This is a genomic window from Micromonospora sp. IBHARD004 (genome assembly GCF_052814115.1).
In genome coordinates, this window is record NZ_CP199934.1 from 3470782 (window position 1) to 3485527 (window position 14746).

A 14746-nucleotide genomic window follows, 5' to 3' on the forward strand; every position below is an offset into this window, starting at 1 on the left:
CCGGGGAGGCGGTGCCGGGTGTCAGCTACCGGCGGGCTTGAGGTGCAGCACCACGTCCAGCGCGTTGGGCTGGGTGGGCTGCATGGCGCCGTACGGGTTCGAGTCGTCGGGCCAGCCGGTCCAGTTCTTCGTGCTGTACGCGCCACCGATGTTGTCGGCGCCGACCGGGATCATCGGCATCTGCTCGACGAAGACCTTCTGCAGGGTGTTCATCGCGGTGGTTCGGGCGGCGTCGTCGGTCGCGTTCGCATAGGCGACCAGGGCGTCCGTCGCCTGCTTGCTGTTGAAGCGGCCGAAGTTGCCGGCGGGGGAGGCGGTGCCGATGGGCTTGAGCTGCCGGCCGTCCATCACGGTCCGGTAGATGTCGTACGGCGTGGCGCCGCCCTCGGTCCACCGGAAGGTCGCCTCGAAGTTGCCCTGCTCGACGTTGCGGAACCAGGCGTCCTGGTTGGCCTTGTCGACCGTCGCGGCGATGCCGATCTTCGACAGGTTGTCCTTCACGATCTCGAGGCTGGTCTGGTAGTCGGACCAACCGGCCGGGTCCGTCAGCTTCACCGTGACGGCCTTGCCGGTCTTGTCCTTGAGGGTGTTGCCGTCGAGCTTGTAGCCGGCGCCGGTGAGCAGCGCCTTGGCGCCCTCGACGTCGACCTTGTGCTCCTGGCCCTTGAACTCCGGCGCGACGAACGAGTCACCGGCGGGGCTGGGCAGACCGGTCACGCTCTTCACCAGCGGGTGGAAGTACCCGGCTTCCGCCGTGGTGAAGATGTCTTCGCGGTCGATGACCATGTTCATTGCGCGGCGCAGTGCCGGGTCGTCGAACGGCTTCTTCGTGGTGTTGAGGTAGAGCCCGTGGATGCCCAGGACCGGCGGCGCCCACACCTTGTGGTGCGCCTGGTCCTTGGCGACGAAGACGGCTTGGACGTTCGGGATGAAGACGAAGCTCCACTCCGACTCGCCGTTGGCGAGGGCGGTGGTCTGCGCGCTGTTGTCCGTGTACGACGTGAAGCGCAGCTCCTTGACCTTCGGCAGGTCCTGCCAGTAGCCGCTGTCACGCGCGGTCAGGGTCGTGGTGGCCGGGGTGAACGACTTCAGGGTGTACGGGCCGCTGCCGACCGGCTGCTTGACGGGGTCGGTCGTCGGGTCGCTGATCTTCTCCCAGAGGTGCTTGGGCACGATCGGCACCCGCCACAGCACCTTCTGCTGGTTGACGAACTGCGGGCTGGCCATCTTGATCGTGACCTCGTTGCCGCTGGCGGTCGCGTCCGTGTAGGGCACGCCCTGGTCGTTGAGCGCCGGGTACTTCTTGACCAGGTTGTAGGTGAACGCGACGTCCTCGGCCGTGACCTTCTGCCCGTCCGACCAGGTGGCGTTGTCGCGAATGGTGACCTTGACCGAGGTGTAGTCCGGCGACCACTCGGCCTTGGTCGCCAGCCACGGCTTGAACGGGTCGGCCGGCTTGACCGGATTCCACATCATCAAGGGCTCGAAGATCTGCCAGCGGTAGCCCAGCGAGGCCGCGGCGGACGTGGTGAGGAACGGGTTGTTGTTCTCGGCCTGCGGGCCGTTCGGCATGCCGACGTTCAGCACGGTGGCCGCCTGGCCGTTCTTCTTGTTGGCGTTCGGGCTGTCGCCGCATGCGGCCAGGGCGGTGGCCATTGCGCCGGCCAGCGCGACGGCGAGTAACTGCCTTCTTCTCATGGAGGTCTCCCTCGGTGTTCCCGCGATCCTCGAGCGGGATGTGGTGGATGGAGGGTGTGCGGTGTTGCCACCGGTGGGCACCTGCCCGCCGGTGTGGGTGGTGGATAAGCGGTGGAGGGGTCAGGTGGTGCTGGTCGAGGCGCGGACGGTGAAACTGGTGGGGATGATGGTTGGCGTGTCGGGCAGCGGCGTGCCGGCGAGGTGGGAGATGAGGGTGCGGGCGGCGGCCGCTCCCATCTCCCGCAACGGCTGGCGTACGGAGGTCAGCGGCGGGTGGGTGTGCCCGGCCAGGGGCAGGTCGTCGAAGCCGACGACTGCCACGTCGTCCGGTACGCGCAGTCCGGCGTCGCGCAGCGCTTGGAGGGCCCCGGCGGCGGACAGGTCGTTGTGGGCGAACACGGCGTCGAACGGCACGCCGGCGGCGAGCAGGCGTTCGACCGCAAACCGGCCACACTCGAAGGTGAAGTCGCCCTCCACGATGAGGGCCGGGTCGATTGGCAGGCCCGCGTCGGCGTAGCCGTGGGCAAAGCCGTCGAGCCGCTCGCGGGTGCAGCCGAAGCGGCTCAGGCCGGTGACGACCAACGGGCGTCGTCGCCCGAGGGCCAACAGGTGTGCCGCCGCGGCGGCGGCGCCGGACTCGTTGGTGGTGCGGACCGAGGGGAAGCCGGGCTGGTGGCTGCGGTCGTCGATGAGCACGACCGGCAGGCCCCGCTGGTGCAGGGCGGTGATGTAGTCCAGGGTGCCCTCCGGCTCGACCACCAGCAGGCCGTCGAAGGACTTCGCGGAGACCTGGGAGGCGAACCGCCGCATCGACTCGTCGCCCCGGTTGCAGGTGAACAGCAGGAGGCCGTACCCCTCCGACTCGACCGCGTCGACCGCCCCCTGGAGCACCTCGCCCATCCAGGGCCAGGTGAGCGCCGGCACCAGCATGCCGACCACCCGGGTACGCCCCCGGGCCAGGCCGACCGCGCGGGCGCTCGGCACGTAGCCCAGGTCGGTGATGACCGCCCGCACCCGGTCCGCGGTCCGGCCGTCCACCTCGCCCTTGCCGTTGAGCACCCGGGAGACGGTCGTCTTGCTCACGCCCGCCCGGGTGGCAACGTCGGCGATGGTGATCGGCACGTGACGCTCCCGGGTCGCAGGGATTGAAGGCGTGTTGCGGAACCGGTTGCGGAAGCGGTTCCGTCGCAGTCAATCGAAGTGGCTGCGGTCACGTCAATAACGGGGACGTAACAAAACACGGCTTACTTCAAGTCGTCAAAGAAGTGCCGGGCCAGGATGTGTGCCGCACGGATCCCGCGGGCTCCCGGCGGCGGGTGGGCAGAGGGCGGCTGAGCAGCCTGGATGTCCCGAGCGGCATTGCGTCGCCCGATCCGCGTGCGCGGCGCGGCTGCCCGCGCTGGCGCGGGCGATCACCGCCGACCAGATGCCGCGAGGGTCCGCCTGCCGGCCGTTGAAGCCGGCCGCCGCGCCGCGCCGCGCCGTGCTGGCCGCTGGCAGGTGGTTGGTGTGGACCGACGACGAAGCCCTGCCGGCGGTGGGCAGGCACCGCGAAGAGTTGACTGCGCAAGGGCGGGCGCTGCTGATCGCGCCCCGCCCGAACCGCGGCCTGCGGCGCGACCTGGACCGGGAGGCGTTCCTCAGGGCGTCCGCACCGTAGGTCGTCAAGGTGCGCCAATCGTGACGGGAGATGCAGCCGTGTGGCTACCTGCACATGATCGGCCGGTGCCGTCGCCGCTGATCGGGGCGCCCCCTGGTGCGGCACTCCCGCAGGGACCGTCGGTCGACCCGGCCTGGCAGGCTGGGCTGCGGCGCCGCCGGCGCGCCATAGCTGGGAGGGGCCCGATGGAGCAGGACCGGGACGGTGTCGTCCTGTACTGGCGGCCGATGTGCACGTACTGCCTGAAGCTCTGGGTGAAGCTGCGCTTCGCCCGGCTGCCGTACCGGGCGGTCAACATCTGGCGGGATCCCGACGCCGCCGCGTTCGTCCGCTCGGTCGCCGACGGCAACGAGACGGTCCCGACGGTGACCGTCGCCGGACACCCGCTGGTCAACCCGTCGCTGCGCCGGCTGCGGGCGGCGGTCCGGGAGCACGCCCCGCATCTGCTGGCCTGAGCTACGCCGCCGCCCAAACGACCGTTAAGCTGGGCGGGTGGGAACCGACGAGCTGTACCCGGCCGAGCGGCTGGCCGCCGCGCAACGCGCCACCGCCGCCGCGGGGCTGGACGCGCTGCTGCTCACCCCCGGCTCCGACCTGCGCTACCTGACCGGGTACGACGCCCACGCGGGGGAGCGGCTGACCTGCCTGGTGCTGCCGGCCGAGGGCGAGCCGACGCTGATCGTGCCGGTCCTGGAGCGCCCGGCCGCCGAGGCGTCCCCCGCGCCGGCCACCGGCCTGCGCATCGTCGACCACGCCGACGGCACCGACCCGTACCCGCTGCTCCGCGCGGCGCTGCCCGGCCCGGTGAGGGCCGTCGGCCTGGCCGACCGGATGTGGGCCGAGCAGGTCCTCGCGCTGCGCGCCACGCTGCCCGACGCCGCCCAGCGGCTCGCCGGCGAGGTGCTGGGCGAGCTGCGGATCCGCAAGTCGCCCGCCGAGGTGGCCGCCCTGGCCGAGGCCGGCGCGGCGATCGACGCGGTGCACACCAGGATGGGGGAGTGGCTGCGCCCCGGCCGTACCGAGGCCGAGGTGGCCACGGACATCGCCGCCGCGATCCGCGCCGCCGGCCATGTGACCGTCGACTTCGTCATCGTCGCCGCCGGGCCGAACGGCGCCAGCCCGCACCACGGCACCTCGGACCGGCCGATCGGCGCCGGCGAGCCGGTGGTGGTCGACATCGGCGGCACCATGCCGTCGGGCTACCGCTCCGACTGCACCCGTACCTACGTCGCCGGCGGCCCCGCCCCGGCCGAGTTCACCGACTACTACGGGGTGCTGCACGAGGCGCAGCGCGCGGCGGTCGACGCCGTCCGCCCCGGGATGACCGCGGAGGCGGTCGACGCGGTGGCCCGCGACCTCATCGCCGCCGCCGGCTACGGCGACGCCTTCCTGCACCGCACCGGCCACGGCATCGGCCTGGACGGGCATGAGGAGCCGTACGTCGTCGCCGGCAACCCCCGTCCGTTGGAGGCCGGCATGGCGTTCTCCATCGAACCCGGCATCTACCTGGCCGGGCGGCACGGCGCCCGGATCGAGGACATCGTCGTGTGCACCACGGACGGCGTGCAACGGCTCAACACCACCCCCACGGAGCTCATCGCGCTATGACTGTCGACCGGATCCTCCCCACCGACGAGGCCCACGACCTGCTGGACCTCGCCACGGAGCTCGCCGACCGGGAGCTCGCGCCGAAGGCCGCCGGCTTCGAGGAGCGCGCCGAGTTCCCCCGCGAGGTGCTGCGCACCCTCGGCCGGGCCGGCCTGCTCGGCCTGCCGTACGCCGAGGAGCACGGCGGCGCCGCCCAGCCGTACGAGGTGTACCTCCAGGTGCTGGAGATCCTGGCCAGCCGCTGGCTCGCCGTCGCCGAGGCGGTCAGCGTGCACACCCTGTCCTGCTACCCGGTGGCCCAGTTCGGCACCGACGAGCAGCGCAAGCTGCTGCCCGACATGATCGGCGGGGAGCTGCTGGGGGCGTACTGCCTCTCCGAGCCGCAGGGCGGCTCCGACGCGGCGGCGCTGACCACGAAGGCGGTCCGTGACGGCGACGCGTACGTCGTCTCCGGCACCAAGGCGTGGATCACCCACGCCCGGGTCGCCGACTTCTACAACATCTTCTGCCGTACCGGCGGCCCCGGCCCGAAGGGCATCTCCTGTCTCCTGGCGGACCGGGCCACGCCCGGCATCCACCCGCAGGCCGCCGAGCGGACCATGGGGCTGCACGCCTCACCGGTCGCGCAGATCGCCTTCGACGACGCCCGGGTGCCCGCCGACCGGCTGATCGGCGGCGAGGGGATGGGCTTCACCATCGCCATGTCCGCCCTGGACTCCGGCCGCCTCGGCATCGCCGCCTGCGCGGTCGGGCTGGCCCAGGCCGCCCTGGACTACGCGGTCGGGTACGCCAAGGAGCGGCAGCAGTTCGGCCGCGCGATCATCGACTTCCAGGGGCTCGGGTTCAGCCTCGCCGACGCGGCCACCCAGATCTCCGCCGCCCGGGCGCTGACCCTCGCGGCCGCGCGGCTGCGCGACGCCGGCCGGCCGTACTCCATCGAGGCGGCGAAGGCGAAGCTCTTCGCCACCGACATGGCGATGCGGGTGACCACCGACGCGGTGCAGGTGCTCGGCGGCGCCGGCTACGTCGCCGACCACCCGGTCGAGCGGTACATGCGGGAGGCCAAGGTGCTCCAGATCGTCGAGGGCACCAACCAGATCCAGCGCCTGGTCATCTCCCGCGCCCTGGCCAAGGGCCACTAGCCTGTGCCGATGGCCTTCCCGCGGATCACCGTCGACTCCGACGTCATGGGGGGTGCGCCCTGCGTCCGGCAGTCGCGGATCCCGGTCGCCACGTTGCTGGCGATGATGGCCGAGGGGATGTCCGTCACGGACATCCTCACCGACCTGCCCTTCCTCGACGAGGAGGACATGGCGGAGGTGCTGAACTACGCGGCGGACGCGGTGCGCGACCGCACGGCCCGCTGAGCGTCCCGCCCGGCGGGCCCGGTACGGCACCGCAGCGCTTTTCCAGGTAGGTTGCACCGCGTGGAGGAGATCGACCGCGCCATCGTCGCCGCGCTGACCGGGGACGGTCGGCTGTCGTACACGGACCTGGCCGAGAAGGTGGGTCTGTCGGTGTCCGCGGTGCATCAGCGGGTCCGCCGGCTGGAGCAGCGCGGCGTCATCAAGGGGTACGCCGCCCGCGTCTCCTTCGAGGCGCTGGACCTGCCGCTGACGGCGTTCGTGGCGATCCGGCCGTTCGACCCGTCGCAGCCGGACGACGCGCCGGAGCGGCTGGCCCACCTGCCGGAGATTGACTCGTGCTACTCGGTGGCGGGGGAGGACTTCTACCTGCTGCTGGTGCGGGTGGCCAGCCCGACGGACCTGGAGCGGGTGCTGCAGGAGATCCGGACCTCCGCGAACGTCACCACCCGCACCACCGTGGTGCTCTCCACGCCGTACGAGAACCGGCCGCCGAAGATCAGTGCCGAGTTCCCGGGACGGGGTCGGTCCCGGGCGGCGGCGGAGACGGCTGGTTCCAACGCTGGATGACCTGCCGCCCGTGCTCGTGACCGAGCACGCTGACGGTGGCGGTGTCCAGCCGCAGCCGGGCGCCGGCCGACGGCGGCAGGCCGATCCAGCGGGCGCCGAGCACCCGCAGGCTGTGTCCGTGGCCGACCAGGCCGACGTTGCCCCGGTCGAGCAGGGGAGTGACCCGGGCGAGCACCCGGTCGAGGCGTTCGCCGACCTGCGGCGGTGACTCGCCGCCGGGGCAGCCGTCGGTCCAGATGTTCCAGTGCGGCCGGTCCTCCTGGATGTCCGCGGTGGTGCGTCCCTCGTACTCGCCGTAGTTCCACTCGGCGAGGTCGGGGTCGGTGGCGTCGACCTTGAGGCCGGCGAGCTGCGCGGTGCGCAGGGCCCGCTGCCGGGGGCTGGACAGCACCCGGACGAACCGCCGGCCGGCGAGCATCACCCCGAGCGCGCGGGCCTGCCGCTCGCCGTCGGGGGTGAGCTCCAGGTCGGTGTACGAGGTGTGCCGGTGGGTGGCGCTCCAGGTGGTCTCGCCGTGCCGGATCAGCAGGATCTCTCCCATTCGGCCAGTTAACCAGCCGGAGGCTTTCCCCGTTCACCTAGTGTCCTAGGACGCCTTAGCGGTGGTGCCGGCCGCCACCGAACCGCCAGGCGTTTCGCCCACGGGGAGCCGGGGACGCACGGGGGAGCGGGCCGCACGGCCCCGAGCACCGCCGCAGCGGAGGGAGTCCTCGATGAGCTTCACCGAGAAGGCGAAGAACAAGGCCCAGGAGCTGAGCGGAGTCGCGAAGGAGCGGATCGGCGAGGCCACCGACAACGAACGGTTGCGGGCGGAGGGCGCCACCGAGCAGAGCACGGCGCGGGCCCGGCAGGGCGGCGAGCAGGCAAAGCAGGCCGGCCGGCAGTCCTTCGACAGGTAACCCGCGCGGCGGCGGGCTCCCGATCCGGGGGCCCGCCGCCGCGTGCCGGGCTTGCATCCGGTACCTGGGTACGGGCTTACCGTCTAGGTATGAGCCCGGATGACGAGGAGTGGGTGCCCGAGGTGTGCACCCTGCCGACGGCGGAGCGGCCGCTGCGGGTGGCCGAGTTCGACGAGCTGTTCACGACGGCGCTACGCGGTCAGACGCGGCTGTCGTCGACCGCAGCGCGCTGGGAGTTTGCCGTAAGCAGCGCAGCGGTGGTCCGTGACCTGATCGAGCGGGAATCTGACTGCTGCTCCTTCTTCACCTTCCTGATCTCGACCACGGACGACGCCGTGCTGGTGGACGTGCGGGTTCCGGTCGGGCACGAGACCGTCCTGGACGGGCTCACCGACCGGGCGGGACATCGGGGGACGGTGCGGTGAATCTGCTGCGCAGTGGTGCGGTGGCCGCGGCGGCCGGGGTGCACCCGCAGACCCTGCGGTACTACGAGCGGCGCGGTCTGCTGGCCGCGCCGGATCGCAGCCTGGGCGGGCACCGCCGCTATCCGGCCGAGGTGGTCACGGTGCTGCGGGTGATCAAGGCGGCCCAGCGGTTGGGGTTCACCCTGGGTGGGGAGTCGACCGGGTCGACGGGCGCCGCTGGGTAGCCTCCCGGGATGACCGTCGCCCGTTCGCTGCTGCTGTTCGTGCTGGCCGCGCTGGCCGAGATCGGTGGCGCGTGGCTGGTGTGGCAGGGATGGCGGGAGCACCGGGGGCTGTGGTGGATCGCGGCGGGCGTGCTGGCGCTGGGGGCGTACGGGTTCGTGGCGACGTTCCAGCCGGACCCGCACTTCGGTCGGATCCTGGCCGCGTACGGGGGTGTGTTCGTGGCCGGGTCGCTTGCCTGGGGAGTGCTGGTGGACGGCTTCCGGCCGGACCGCTGGGACGTCGTCGGCGCGGCGATCTGCCTGCTCGGCGTCGCCGTCATCATGTACGTGCCGCGGGGCGGCTGACCGCTAGGTCGCGGTCGTGCGGCGGCGGGCGTCGGCGACCGTGGTGACCCGTTGCGCCGTCTCGGGGTCGGTCGGGCTCATGGGATCGGACGTTAGTGCGCCCGGGCGTGGGTGGTGGCGGGGCGGGAGAAACGCGTCGCCCGGCACCTGCGGGGTGCCGGGCGACGGTTGTTCGGGTCAGTCGTTGCGGTGGTCGGCCCACCACTGCTGGCCGGACTCGGGCAGGGTGTCGATCGGGTCGTAGTAGGCATAGCGCTTGTTGAGCGCTTCCAGGTCGGCGGACTCGATCGAGGTGCGGTAGTTCTTGGTCCAGTAGGAGATGCCGCGTTCGCGGTCGTACTCGGTGAGCATGTGCACCCAGCGCTTGCCGACGAAGGGGACGTCGCAGACGATCCGCGGGGTGGCGTAGCCGGGCAGGTAGCCCATGATGTCGTGCTGGAGCTGCTGGGCGTGCCAGACCGGGACCCGCCAGTGTTCGGCGTTGGGGATCATGTCGCACATGTAGAAGTAGTACGGCAGGATGCCCGCTTCGCCTTGGAGGGCGAAGCAGAGGTCGAGCAGGTCGGGGGTGGTGGCGTTGACGCCGCGCATGAGCACGCCCTGGTTGCGGACGTCGCGGACGCCGACGTCGAGGGCGGTCTGGGCGGCCTTGGCGACCAGCGGGGTGAGCGACTGGGCGTGGTTGACGTGGGTGTGGATGGCGAGGTTGACGCCGCGGCGGGAGGCGGTGCGGGCGACGCGCTCCAGGCCCTCGACGACGTCGTGCTGGAGCCAGTGCTGGGGCAGGCCCATGAGGGCCTTGGTGGCGAGCCGGATGTCGCGGACGGTCTCCAGTTCCAGCAGCCGCATCAGGTACGACTCGAGGTTCTTCCACGGCACGTTGGCCACGTCACCGCCGGAGACGACGACGTCGCGGACGCCGGGGTGGGCCTTGAGGTAGCTGATGTGGGCGTCGTACCGGTCGACGGGCTTGAGGGTGAGCTTGAGCTTGTCGACGGCGGGGGTGGAGTTGCCGACGAGGTCCATCCGGGTGCAGTGCCCGCAGTACTGCGGGCAGGTGGAGAGCAGCTCGGCGAGGACCTTGGTGGGGTAGCGGTGGGTGAGGCCTTCGGCGACCCACATGTCGTGCTCGTGCAGCGAGTCGCGGCTGGCGTAGGGGTGGGACGGCCAGTCGGTGCGCCGGTCGGAGGCGACGGGGATCATGTAGCGCCGGATGGGGTCGGCGAGGAACGCCTCGGTGGTCATCGGCGCGAACGGCACCATCGTGTTGATCATCTGCGGCGGCACCAGCATCGACATGGTGGCCAGGGCCTTCTGGTCGGCCTCGAGGTCGGCGTAGAAGGACTCGTCGACGAGGTCGCCGAGGACGGTGCGCAGCTGCTTGATGTTCTTGACGCAGTTGACCCGCTGCCACTGGGCGTTCTCCCACTGCTCCCGGGTGACGTGGCGCCAGCCGGGGAAGCGGGTCCAGTCGGGTTCGACCAGGGGGCTGCGGCGGTATTCGTACGGCTGCCCGGCGGTCGGTACGGCGACCGGGGCGTGACGGGGTTGAGGGATGGTCTCAACCGGTTGGGTCTGGGTCACGGCCCCTCCTCGTTCCTGTGCGGGTTGATCAGCGATCCCGAAGGCTACTGGAAAATATCCGGTAAAGAAATTAGTCTGCCGTAAGTTTTCCCGCGACGCGAGTCCTAGCCAGGGCTTCGGGCGGCTGGAGGTAGGGGGTCGGCGTGACGTCACCGGTGGGTCTGCACCGCGTCGTGGAACCGGCGGGGGTGCTGCCGCAGGCGGCCTGGCGGCTGGACGCCGACCCGCGGATCGCGGCGAACGAGGTCCGCATCCGGGTGGAGCGGCTGAACCTGGACGCGGCGAGCTTCCGGCAGCTGTCGGAGAAGCACGGCGGCGACGGGGAGAAGGTCCGCGCCGAGGTGCTGGAGATCATCTCGACCCGGGGGAAGATGCAGAACCCGGTGACCGGGTCGGGCGGCATGCTGATCGGCACGGTGGAGGAGGCCGGGCGGCGGTCCCCGCTGGGGCTGAAGGCGGGCGACCGGGTGGCGACCCTGGTGTCGCTGACGCTGACCCCGCTGATGATCCTCGACGGCCTGGCCCGCTGGGACGGGCGCAGCGAGCAGGTGCCCTGTGACGGGTACGCGATCCTGTTCGCCCGGTCGATCGCGGCGGTGCTGCCGGCCGACCTGCACCCGGAGTTGTCCCTGGCGGTGCTGGACGTGTGCGGGGCGCCGGCGCTGACCGCGCGGGTGGTGGCCGAGCACGTTGCCCGGCGGCAGCGCGAGGGTGACCCGCGGCCGGTGAGCGTGGCGGTGATCGGCGGCGCCGGCAAGAGCGGGTCGCTGTCGCTGGCCGCGGCGCGGCGGGCGGGCGCGGGTCGTACCGTCGGGGTGGTGCCGGTGGCCGCCGAGCGCGACGCGCTGGAGCGCGCCGGACTGGCGACGAACGTCGCGTTGGCCGACGCCCGCGACCCGGTGGGCCTGTCGGCGGCGGTGACCACCGCGCTGGGTACCCCGGCGGACGTGACCGTGGTCTGCGTGGACGTGCCGGGCTGCGAGCACGGGGCGGTCCTGGCCACCGAGGACGGCGGCACGGTGATCTTCTTCTCGATGGCGACGAGTTTCGCGGCGGCGGCCCTGGGCGCGGAGGGCCTGGCGGCGGACGTGACGATGCTGGTGGGCAACGGGTACGTGCCGGGTCACGCGGAGTTGGCGTTGGAGCTGCTGCGCTCCGAGCCGGGGGTGCGTCGTCTCTTCGAAGCCCGGTTGGCGGCAGACTGAACCCCATGACGAACCCCTCGACCTTGTACCGCGGCGGTGTGCTGCACTGTCCGGCCGACCCGAGCGCAACGGCGCTGCTGGTCCGTGACGGCCGGATCGCCTGGCTGGGTGCCGCCGCGGACGCCCCGGCCGCCGACCGGGTGGTGGACCTCGACGGCGCGCTGGTGACGCCGGCGTTCGTGGACGCCCACGTGCACGCCACCGACACCGGTCTGGCCCTGTCGGGCCTGGACCTGTCGGCGGTGCACTCGGCCGGTGAGCTGCTGGAGGCGGTGTCGGCGTTCGCGGCGGGCCTGCCGACCGACGCGGTGCTGCTGGGGCACGGCTGGGACGAGTCGAACTGGTCGGACAAGACCCTGCCGGGCGCGGCGGCGCTGGACCGGGCGGCCGGCGGCCGGCGGGTGTACCTGTCGCAGGCGTCGATCCACTCGGCGCTGGTGTCGGCGGCGCTGCTGGCGGCCTGCCCGCAGGTGGTGTCCGCGTCCGGCTACGACGCGTCGGGCTGGCTGCGCCGCGACGCGCACCACGTGGTGCGGGAGGTGGCGCTCGGGTCGGTGTCGGCGGCGCAGCGGGCGGCGGTGCAGCGCACGGCGTTGCGGCACGCGGCGTCGCTGGGGATCGCGGCGGTGCACGAGTGCGGCGGGCCGGGCACGTCGGACGAGGCGGACTTCACCGGCCTGCTGGCGATCTCCGGGGACGGGGTGCCGGAGGTGTACGGCTACTGGGGTGAGCTGCTGGGCGCGGCGAAGGCCCGGGAGTTGGGCGCGGTGGGCGCCGGTGGGGACCTGTACGCCGACGGGGCGTTGGGGTCGCGCACGGCGCACGTGTCGCAGCCGTACCTGGACGGCGACGCCGGATCGTGCGGGCACGGCTACGTCACGGCGGAGCAGGTGCGCGACCACCTGCTGGACTGCGCGGCGCACGGCCTGCAGGGCGGGTTCCACGCCATCGGCGACGCGGCGATCTCCACCGTGCTGGACGGTTTCGCCGCGGCGGCCGAGAAGCTGGGCGTGGATCGGCTGCGGGCGGCCCGGCACCGCATCGAGCACGCGGAGATCATGAACAAGCGGCTGATCGCCGGGTTCGTGGAGTACGGGATCGTGGCGAGCATGCAGCCGGCGTTCGACCGGCTGTGGGGCGGCGCGGGCCGGATGTACGAGTCGCGGCTGGGTCTTTCCCGGTCGTTGGAGTCGAACCCGATGGGGGCGATGCACTCGGTCGGGGTGGCGTTGGCGTTCGGGTCGGACTCGCCGGTGACGCCGCTGGACCCGTGGGGTTCGGTGCGGGCGGCGGCGGCGCACCACAACGCGGCGCAGCGGATGAGTGTGCGGGCGGCGTTCGCCGCGCACACCCGCGGCGGGTGGCGGGCGGTGCACCTGGACAACGAGGGTGTGCTCGCGCTGGGCGCGCCGGCGACGTTCGCGGTGTGGTCCACCCTGGCCGGGGTGGACCGGGGACTGCCGGTGCTGCTGGCCGAGGACCCGGAGCTGCGAGGTCCGGCGGACCCGACGCCGCTGCCGACCTGCCGGGCCACGGTGCTGCGCGGTGACGTGATCTATGAGGAAGGGTCTTCGTGACAGGCAAGCTTGACCTGGATCCGGCGCTGGTCGCGCGGGCGCGGGAGTTGGCGCGCCGCGCCGGGCGGCCGGTGGTGGATCTGGCGCGCAGCCACACCACCGTGTCGGTGGAGCGGGCGGTGCTGCGGCTGGCCGGGGTGACCGGCGCCGACCCGGACGGCATCCCGTGGGTGAACCGCCTCGTGGACGCGGTGGTCGCCGACACGGGCCTGGGGCACGGGGTGGCGGCGTCGGTCTTCGACGCCCTGACCCGGGAGCAGATCACCGACGTGACGCTGCTGGCGCAGAAGGCCGCCGCCGGGTCGGTGCGCTTCGCGCAGCCGACCGGCAAGGCGGCCACCGCCGCGCGCAAGGCCGCCCGGAAGGCCGTCGGTGCGGGCATCCGGCAGGTCGACCGGCGCCGGGCCGAGCGGGACCGCCTGGTGAAGCGGTACGGGGACCCGAAGCAGCGACCGTGGATCTACCTGATCGTGGCGACCGGGGACATCTACGAGGACATCCCGCAGGCGCAGGCCGCGGCCCGGGCCGGCGCGGACGTCATCGCGGTGATCCGGTCGACGGGGCAGTCGTTGCTGGACTACGTGCCGGAGGGGGCGACCCGGGAGGGGTTCGCCGGCACGTACGCCACGCAGGAGAACTTCCGGCTGATGCGGGCGGCGCTGGACGAGACGTCGAAGGAGCTGGGCCGGTACGTGCGGCTGACGAACTACGCGTCGGGGCTGTGCATGCCGGAGATGGCGACCCTGGCCGGCCTGGAGCGGCTGGACATGATGCTCAACGACTCGATGTACGGGATCCTGTTCCGCGACATCAACCCGATCCGCACCTTCGTCGACCAGCGGTTCTCCCGGCAGGTGCACGCCCGGGCGGGGATCATCATCAACACCGGTGAGGACAACTACCTCACCACCGCCGACGCCGTCGACGAGGCGCACACGGTGACGGTGTCGCAGCTGCTCAACGAGTACTTCGCGCACGAGGCCGGGCTGGCCGACTGGCAGCTGGGGCTGGGGCACGCCTTCGAGATCAACCCGGACGTGCCGGAGTCGTTCCGGCTGGAGCTGGCGCACGCGCTGCTGGCCCGGGAGCTGTTCCCCGACGCGCCGCTGAAGTGGATGCCGCCGACGAAGCACATGACCGGCGACGTGTTCCGCGGCAACCTGCTCGACGGGTTCTTCAACCTGGTCGGCACCATGACCGGGCAGGGCATCCTGCTGGTCGGCATGATGACCGAGGCGGTGGTGACGCCGTGGCTGTCCGACCGGGACATCGCCCTGCAGAACGTCCGGTACGTGCTCGGCGCCGCCGGTGGGCTGCACGAGGACTTCGTGCCCGCGCCCGGCGGGTTCATCCAGCAGCGCGCCAACCGGGTGCTCGGTGAGGCGCTGGACCTGCTGGAGCGCATCGGGGACCAGTCGCTGCTCACGGCCATCGCCGAGGGCACCTTCGGGATCATGAAGCGGCCCGCGGACCGGGGCAAGGGCCTCGACGGGGTCGCGATGCACGAGGACGACTACTACAACCCGGCCACCGACATCTTGGAAGGGCAGCAGGCGTGAGCGCCGTCGAGACCGGCGCGGGCGCCGA

At 72.2% G+C, this 14746-nt stretch carries 17 protein-coding genes; 13 read left to right on the forward strand and 4 right to left on the reverse strand.

Going from position 1 to position 14746, the window contains the following annotated elements; all coding sequences use genetic code 11:
* Positions 1-21: 21 nt before the first annotated feature.
* Complete coding sequence (locus ACTWO6_RS16860) at positions 22-1698, reverse strand: ABC transporter substrate-binding protein (RefSeq protein ID WP_446214783.1); 1677 nt, start codon at positions 1696-1698, stop codon at positions 22-24.
* Positions 1699-1818: 120 nt separating this feature from the next.
* Positions 1819-2820, reverse strand: a complete 1002-nt coding sequence (locus ACTWO6_RS16865) for a LacI family DNA-binding transcriptional regulator (RefSeq protein ID WP_446214784.1) — start codon at positions 2818-2820, stop codon at positions 1819-1821.
* A gap of 385 nt (positions 2821-3205) precedes the next feature.
* Between ACTWO6_RS16865 and ACTWO6_RS16870 the strand changes: the two genes are divergently transcribed.
* The 6 genes from ACTWO6_RS16870 to ACTWO6_RS16895 all read left to right on the forward strand — a co-directional run bounded on the left by ACTWO6_RS16870 (position 3206) and on the right by ACTWO6_RS16895 (position 6900).
* Positions 3206-3358: a hypothetical protein gene (locus ACTWO6_RS16870; protein WP_446214785.1), complete on the forward strand. Its 153-nt coding sequence runs from the start codon at positions 3206-3208 to the stop codon at positions 3356-3358.
* A gap of 185 nt (positions 3359-3543) precedes the next feature.
* The gene (locus ACTWO6_RS16875) at positions 3544-3813 is read left to right on the forward strand and encodes a glutaredoxin domain-containing protein (protein ID WP_446214786.1); all 270 of its coding nucleotides are present in this window, start codon (positions 3544-3546) and stop codon (positions 3811-3813) included.
* Positions 3814-3850: 37 nt separating this feature from the next.
* A complete protein-coding gene (locus ACTWO6_RS16880) occupies positions 3851-4966 on the forward strand; it encodes a M24 family metallopeptidase (protein ID WP_446214787.1) in 1116 nt (371 codons plus the stop codon).
* Complete coding sequence (locus tag ACTWO6_RS16885; protein WP_446214788.1) at positions 4963-6108, forward strand: acyl-CoA dehydrogenase family protein; 1146 nt, start codon at positions 4963-4965, stop codon at positions 6106-6108. The genes ACTWO6_RS16880 and ACTWO6_RS16885 overlap by 4 nt, the downstream gene beginning before the upstream one ends.
* A 9-nt stretch (positions 6109-6117) precedes the next feature.
* Positions 6118-6333: a DUF433 domain-containing protein gene (locus ACTWO6_RS16890; protein WP_446214789.1), complete on the forward strand. Its 216-nt coding sequence runs from the start codon at positions 6118-6120 to the stop codon at positions 6331-6333.
* 60 nt (positions 6334-6393) lie between these two features.
* Complete coding sequence (locus tag ACTWO6_RS16895; RefSeq protein WP_446214790.1) at positions 6394-6900, forward strand: Lrp/AsnC family transcriptional regulator; 507 nt, start codon at positions 6394-6396, stop codon at positions 6898-6900.
* Here the strand turns inward: ACTWO6_RS16895 and ACTWO6_RS16900 are convergent.
* Positions 6830-7441 carry a histidine phosphatase family protein gene (locus ACTWO6_RS16900; protein WP_446214791.1) on the reverse strand — a complete coding sequence of 204 codons (612 nt, stop codon included), beginning with the start codon at positions 7439-7441 and terminating at the stop codon, positions 6830-6832. The two genes, ACTWO6_RS16895 and ACTWO6_RS16900, sit on opposite strands and share 71 nt — an antisense overlap.
* A 172-nt stretch (positions 7442-7613) precedes the next feature.
* Between ACTWO6_RS16900 and ACTWO6_RS16905 the strand changes: the two genes are divergently transcribed.
* From ACTWO6_RS16905 to ACTWO6_RS16920, 4 genes are all read left to right on the forward strand, one after another.
* A complete protein-coding gene (locus ACTWO6_RS16905) occupies positions 7614-7799 on the forward strand; it encodes a CsbD family protein (protein WP_130336231.1) in 186 nt (61 codons plus the stop codon).
* 89 nt (positions 7800-7888) lie between these two features.
* Positions 7889-8224 (forward strand): hypothetical protein, encoded by a 336-nt coding sequence (locus ACTWO6_RS16910; RefSeq protein WP_446214792.1) that lies wholly within the window; start codon positions 7889-7891, stop codon positions 8222-8224.
* Positions 8221-8448, forward strand: coding sequence for a MerR family transcriptional regulator (locus ACTWO6_RS16915; protein WP_446214793.1), 228 nt, complete (start codon positions 8221-8223; stop codon positions 8446-8448). The genes ACTWO6_RS16910 and ACTWO6_RS16915 overlap by 4 nt, the downstream gene beginning before the upstream one ends.
* Positions 8449-8457: 9 nt before the next feature.
* On the forward strand, positions 8458-8793 hold the full coding sequence (locus ACTWO6_RS16920; protein WP_446214794.1) for a YnfA family protein: 336 nt from the start codon (positions 8458-8460) through the stop codon (positions 8791-8793).
* A 177-nt stretch (positions 8794-8970) separates the two neighbouring features.
* Here the strand turns inward: ACTWO6_RS16920 and ACTWO6_RS16925 are convergent, their stop codons facing one another.
* Positions 8971-10377 (reverse strand): KamA family radical SAM protein, encoded by a 1407-nt coding sequence (locus tag ACTWO6_RS16925; RefSeq protein ID WP_446214795.1) that lies wholly within the window; start codon positions 10375-10377, stop codon positions 8971-8973.
* A 143-nt stretch (positions 10378-10520) separates the two neighbouring features.
* Between ACTWO6_RS16925 and kdd the strand changes: the two genes are divergently transcribed.
* From kdd to kamD, 3 genes are read left to right on the forward strand one after another with little or no spacing between them, the layout of a single operon-like run.
* Positions 10521-11582, forward strand: coding sequence for an L-erythro-3,5-diaminohexanoate dehydrogenase (gene kdd, locus ACTWO6_RS16930; protein ID WP_446214796.1), 1062 nt, complete (start codon positions 10521-10523; stop codon positions 11580-11582).
* A 5-nt stretch (positions 11583-11587) separates the two neighbouring features.
* The gene (locus tag ACTWO6_RS16935) at positions 11588-13159 is read left to right on the forward strand and encodes an amidohydrolase (RefSeq protein WP_446214797.1); all 1572 of its coding nucleotides are present in this window, start codon (positions 11588-11590) and stop codon (positions 13157-13159) included.
* A complete protein-coding gene (gene kamD / locus ACTWO6_RS16940; RefSeq protein ID WP_446214798.1) occupies positions 13156-14718 on the forward strand; it encodes a lysine 5,6-aminomutase subunit alpha in 1563 nt (520 codons plus the stop codon). Before ACTWO6_RS16935 ends, kamD begins: the two co-directional genes overlap by 4 nt.
* Positions 14719-14746: the final 28 nt, after the last annotated feature.

Excerpts from the sequence above, each read along its gene's own strand:
- ACTWO6_RS16905 (WP_130336231.1), top strand. The coding sequence starts at position 7,614 with ATGAGCTTCACCGAGAAGGCGAAGAACAAGGCCCAGGAGCTGAGCGGA.
- ACTWO6_RS16875 (WP_446214786.1), top strand. The coding sequence starts at position 3,544 with ATGGAGCAGGACCGGGACGGTGTCGTCCTGTACTGGCGGCCGATGTGC.
- ACTWO6_RS16900 (WP_446214791.1), bottom strand. The coding sequence starts at position 7,441 with ATGGGAGAGATCCTGCTGATCCGGCACGGCGAGACCACCTGGAGCGCC.
- ACTWO6_RS16910 (WP_446214792.1), top strand. The coding sequence starts at position 7,889 with ATGAGCCCGGATGACGAGGAGTGGGTGCCCGAGGTGTGCACCCTGCCG.
- ACTWO6_RS16890 (WP_446214789.1), top strand. The coding sequence starts at position 6,118 with ATGGCCTTCCCGCGGATCACCGTCGACTCCGACGTCATGGGGGGTGCG.
- ACTWO6_RS16920 (WP_446214794.1), top strand. The coding sequence starts at position 8,458 with ATGACCGTCGCCCGTTCGCTGCTGCTGTTCGTGCTGGCCGCGCTGGCC.
- ACTWO6_RS16885 (WP_446214788.1), top strand. The coding sequence starts at position 4,963 with ATGACTGTCGACCGGATCCTCCCCACCGACGAGGCCCACGACCTGCTG.
- ACTWO6_RS16860 (WP_446214783.1), bottom strand. The coding sequence starts at position 1,698 with ATGAGAAGAAGGCAGTTACTCGCCGTCGCGCTGGCCGGCGCAATGGCC.
- ACTWO6_RS16935 (WP_446214797.1), top strand. The coding sequence starts at position 11,588 with ATGACGAACCCCTCGACCTTGTACCGCGGCGGTGTGCTGCACTGTCCG.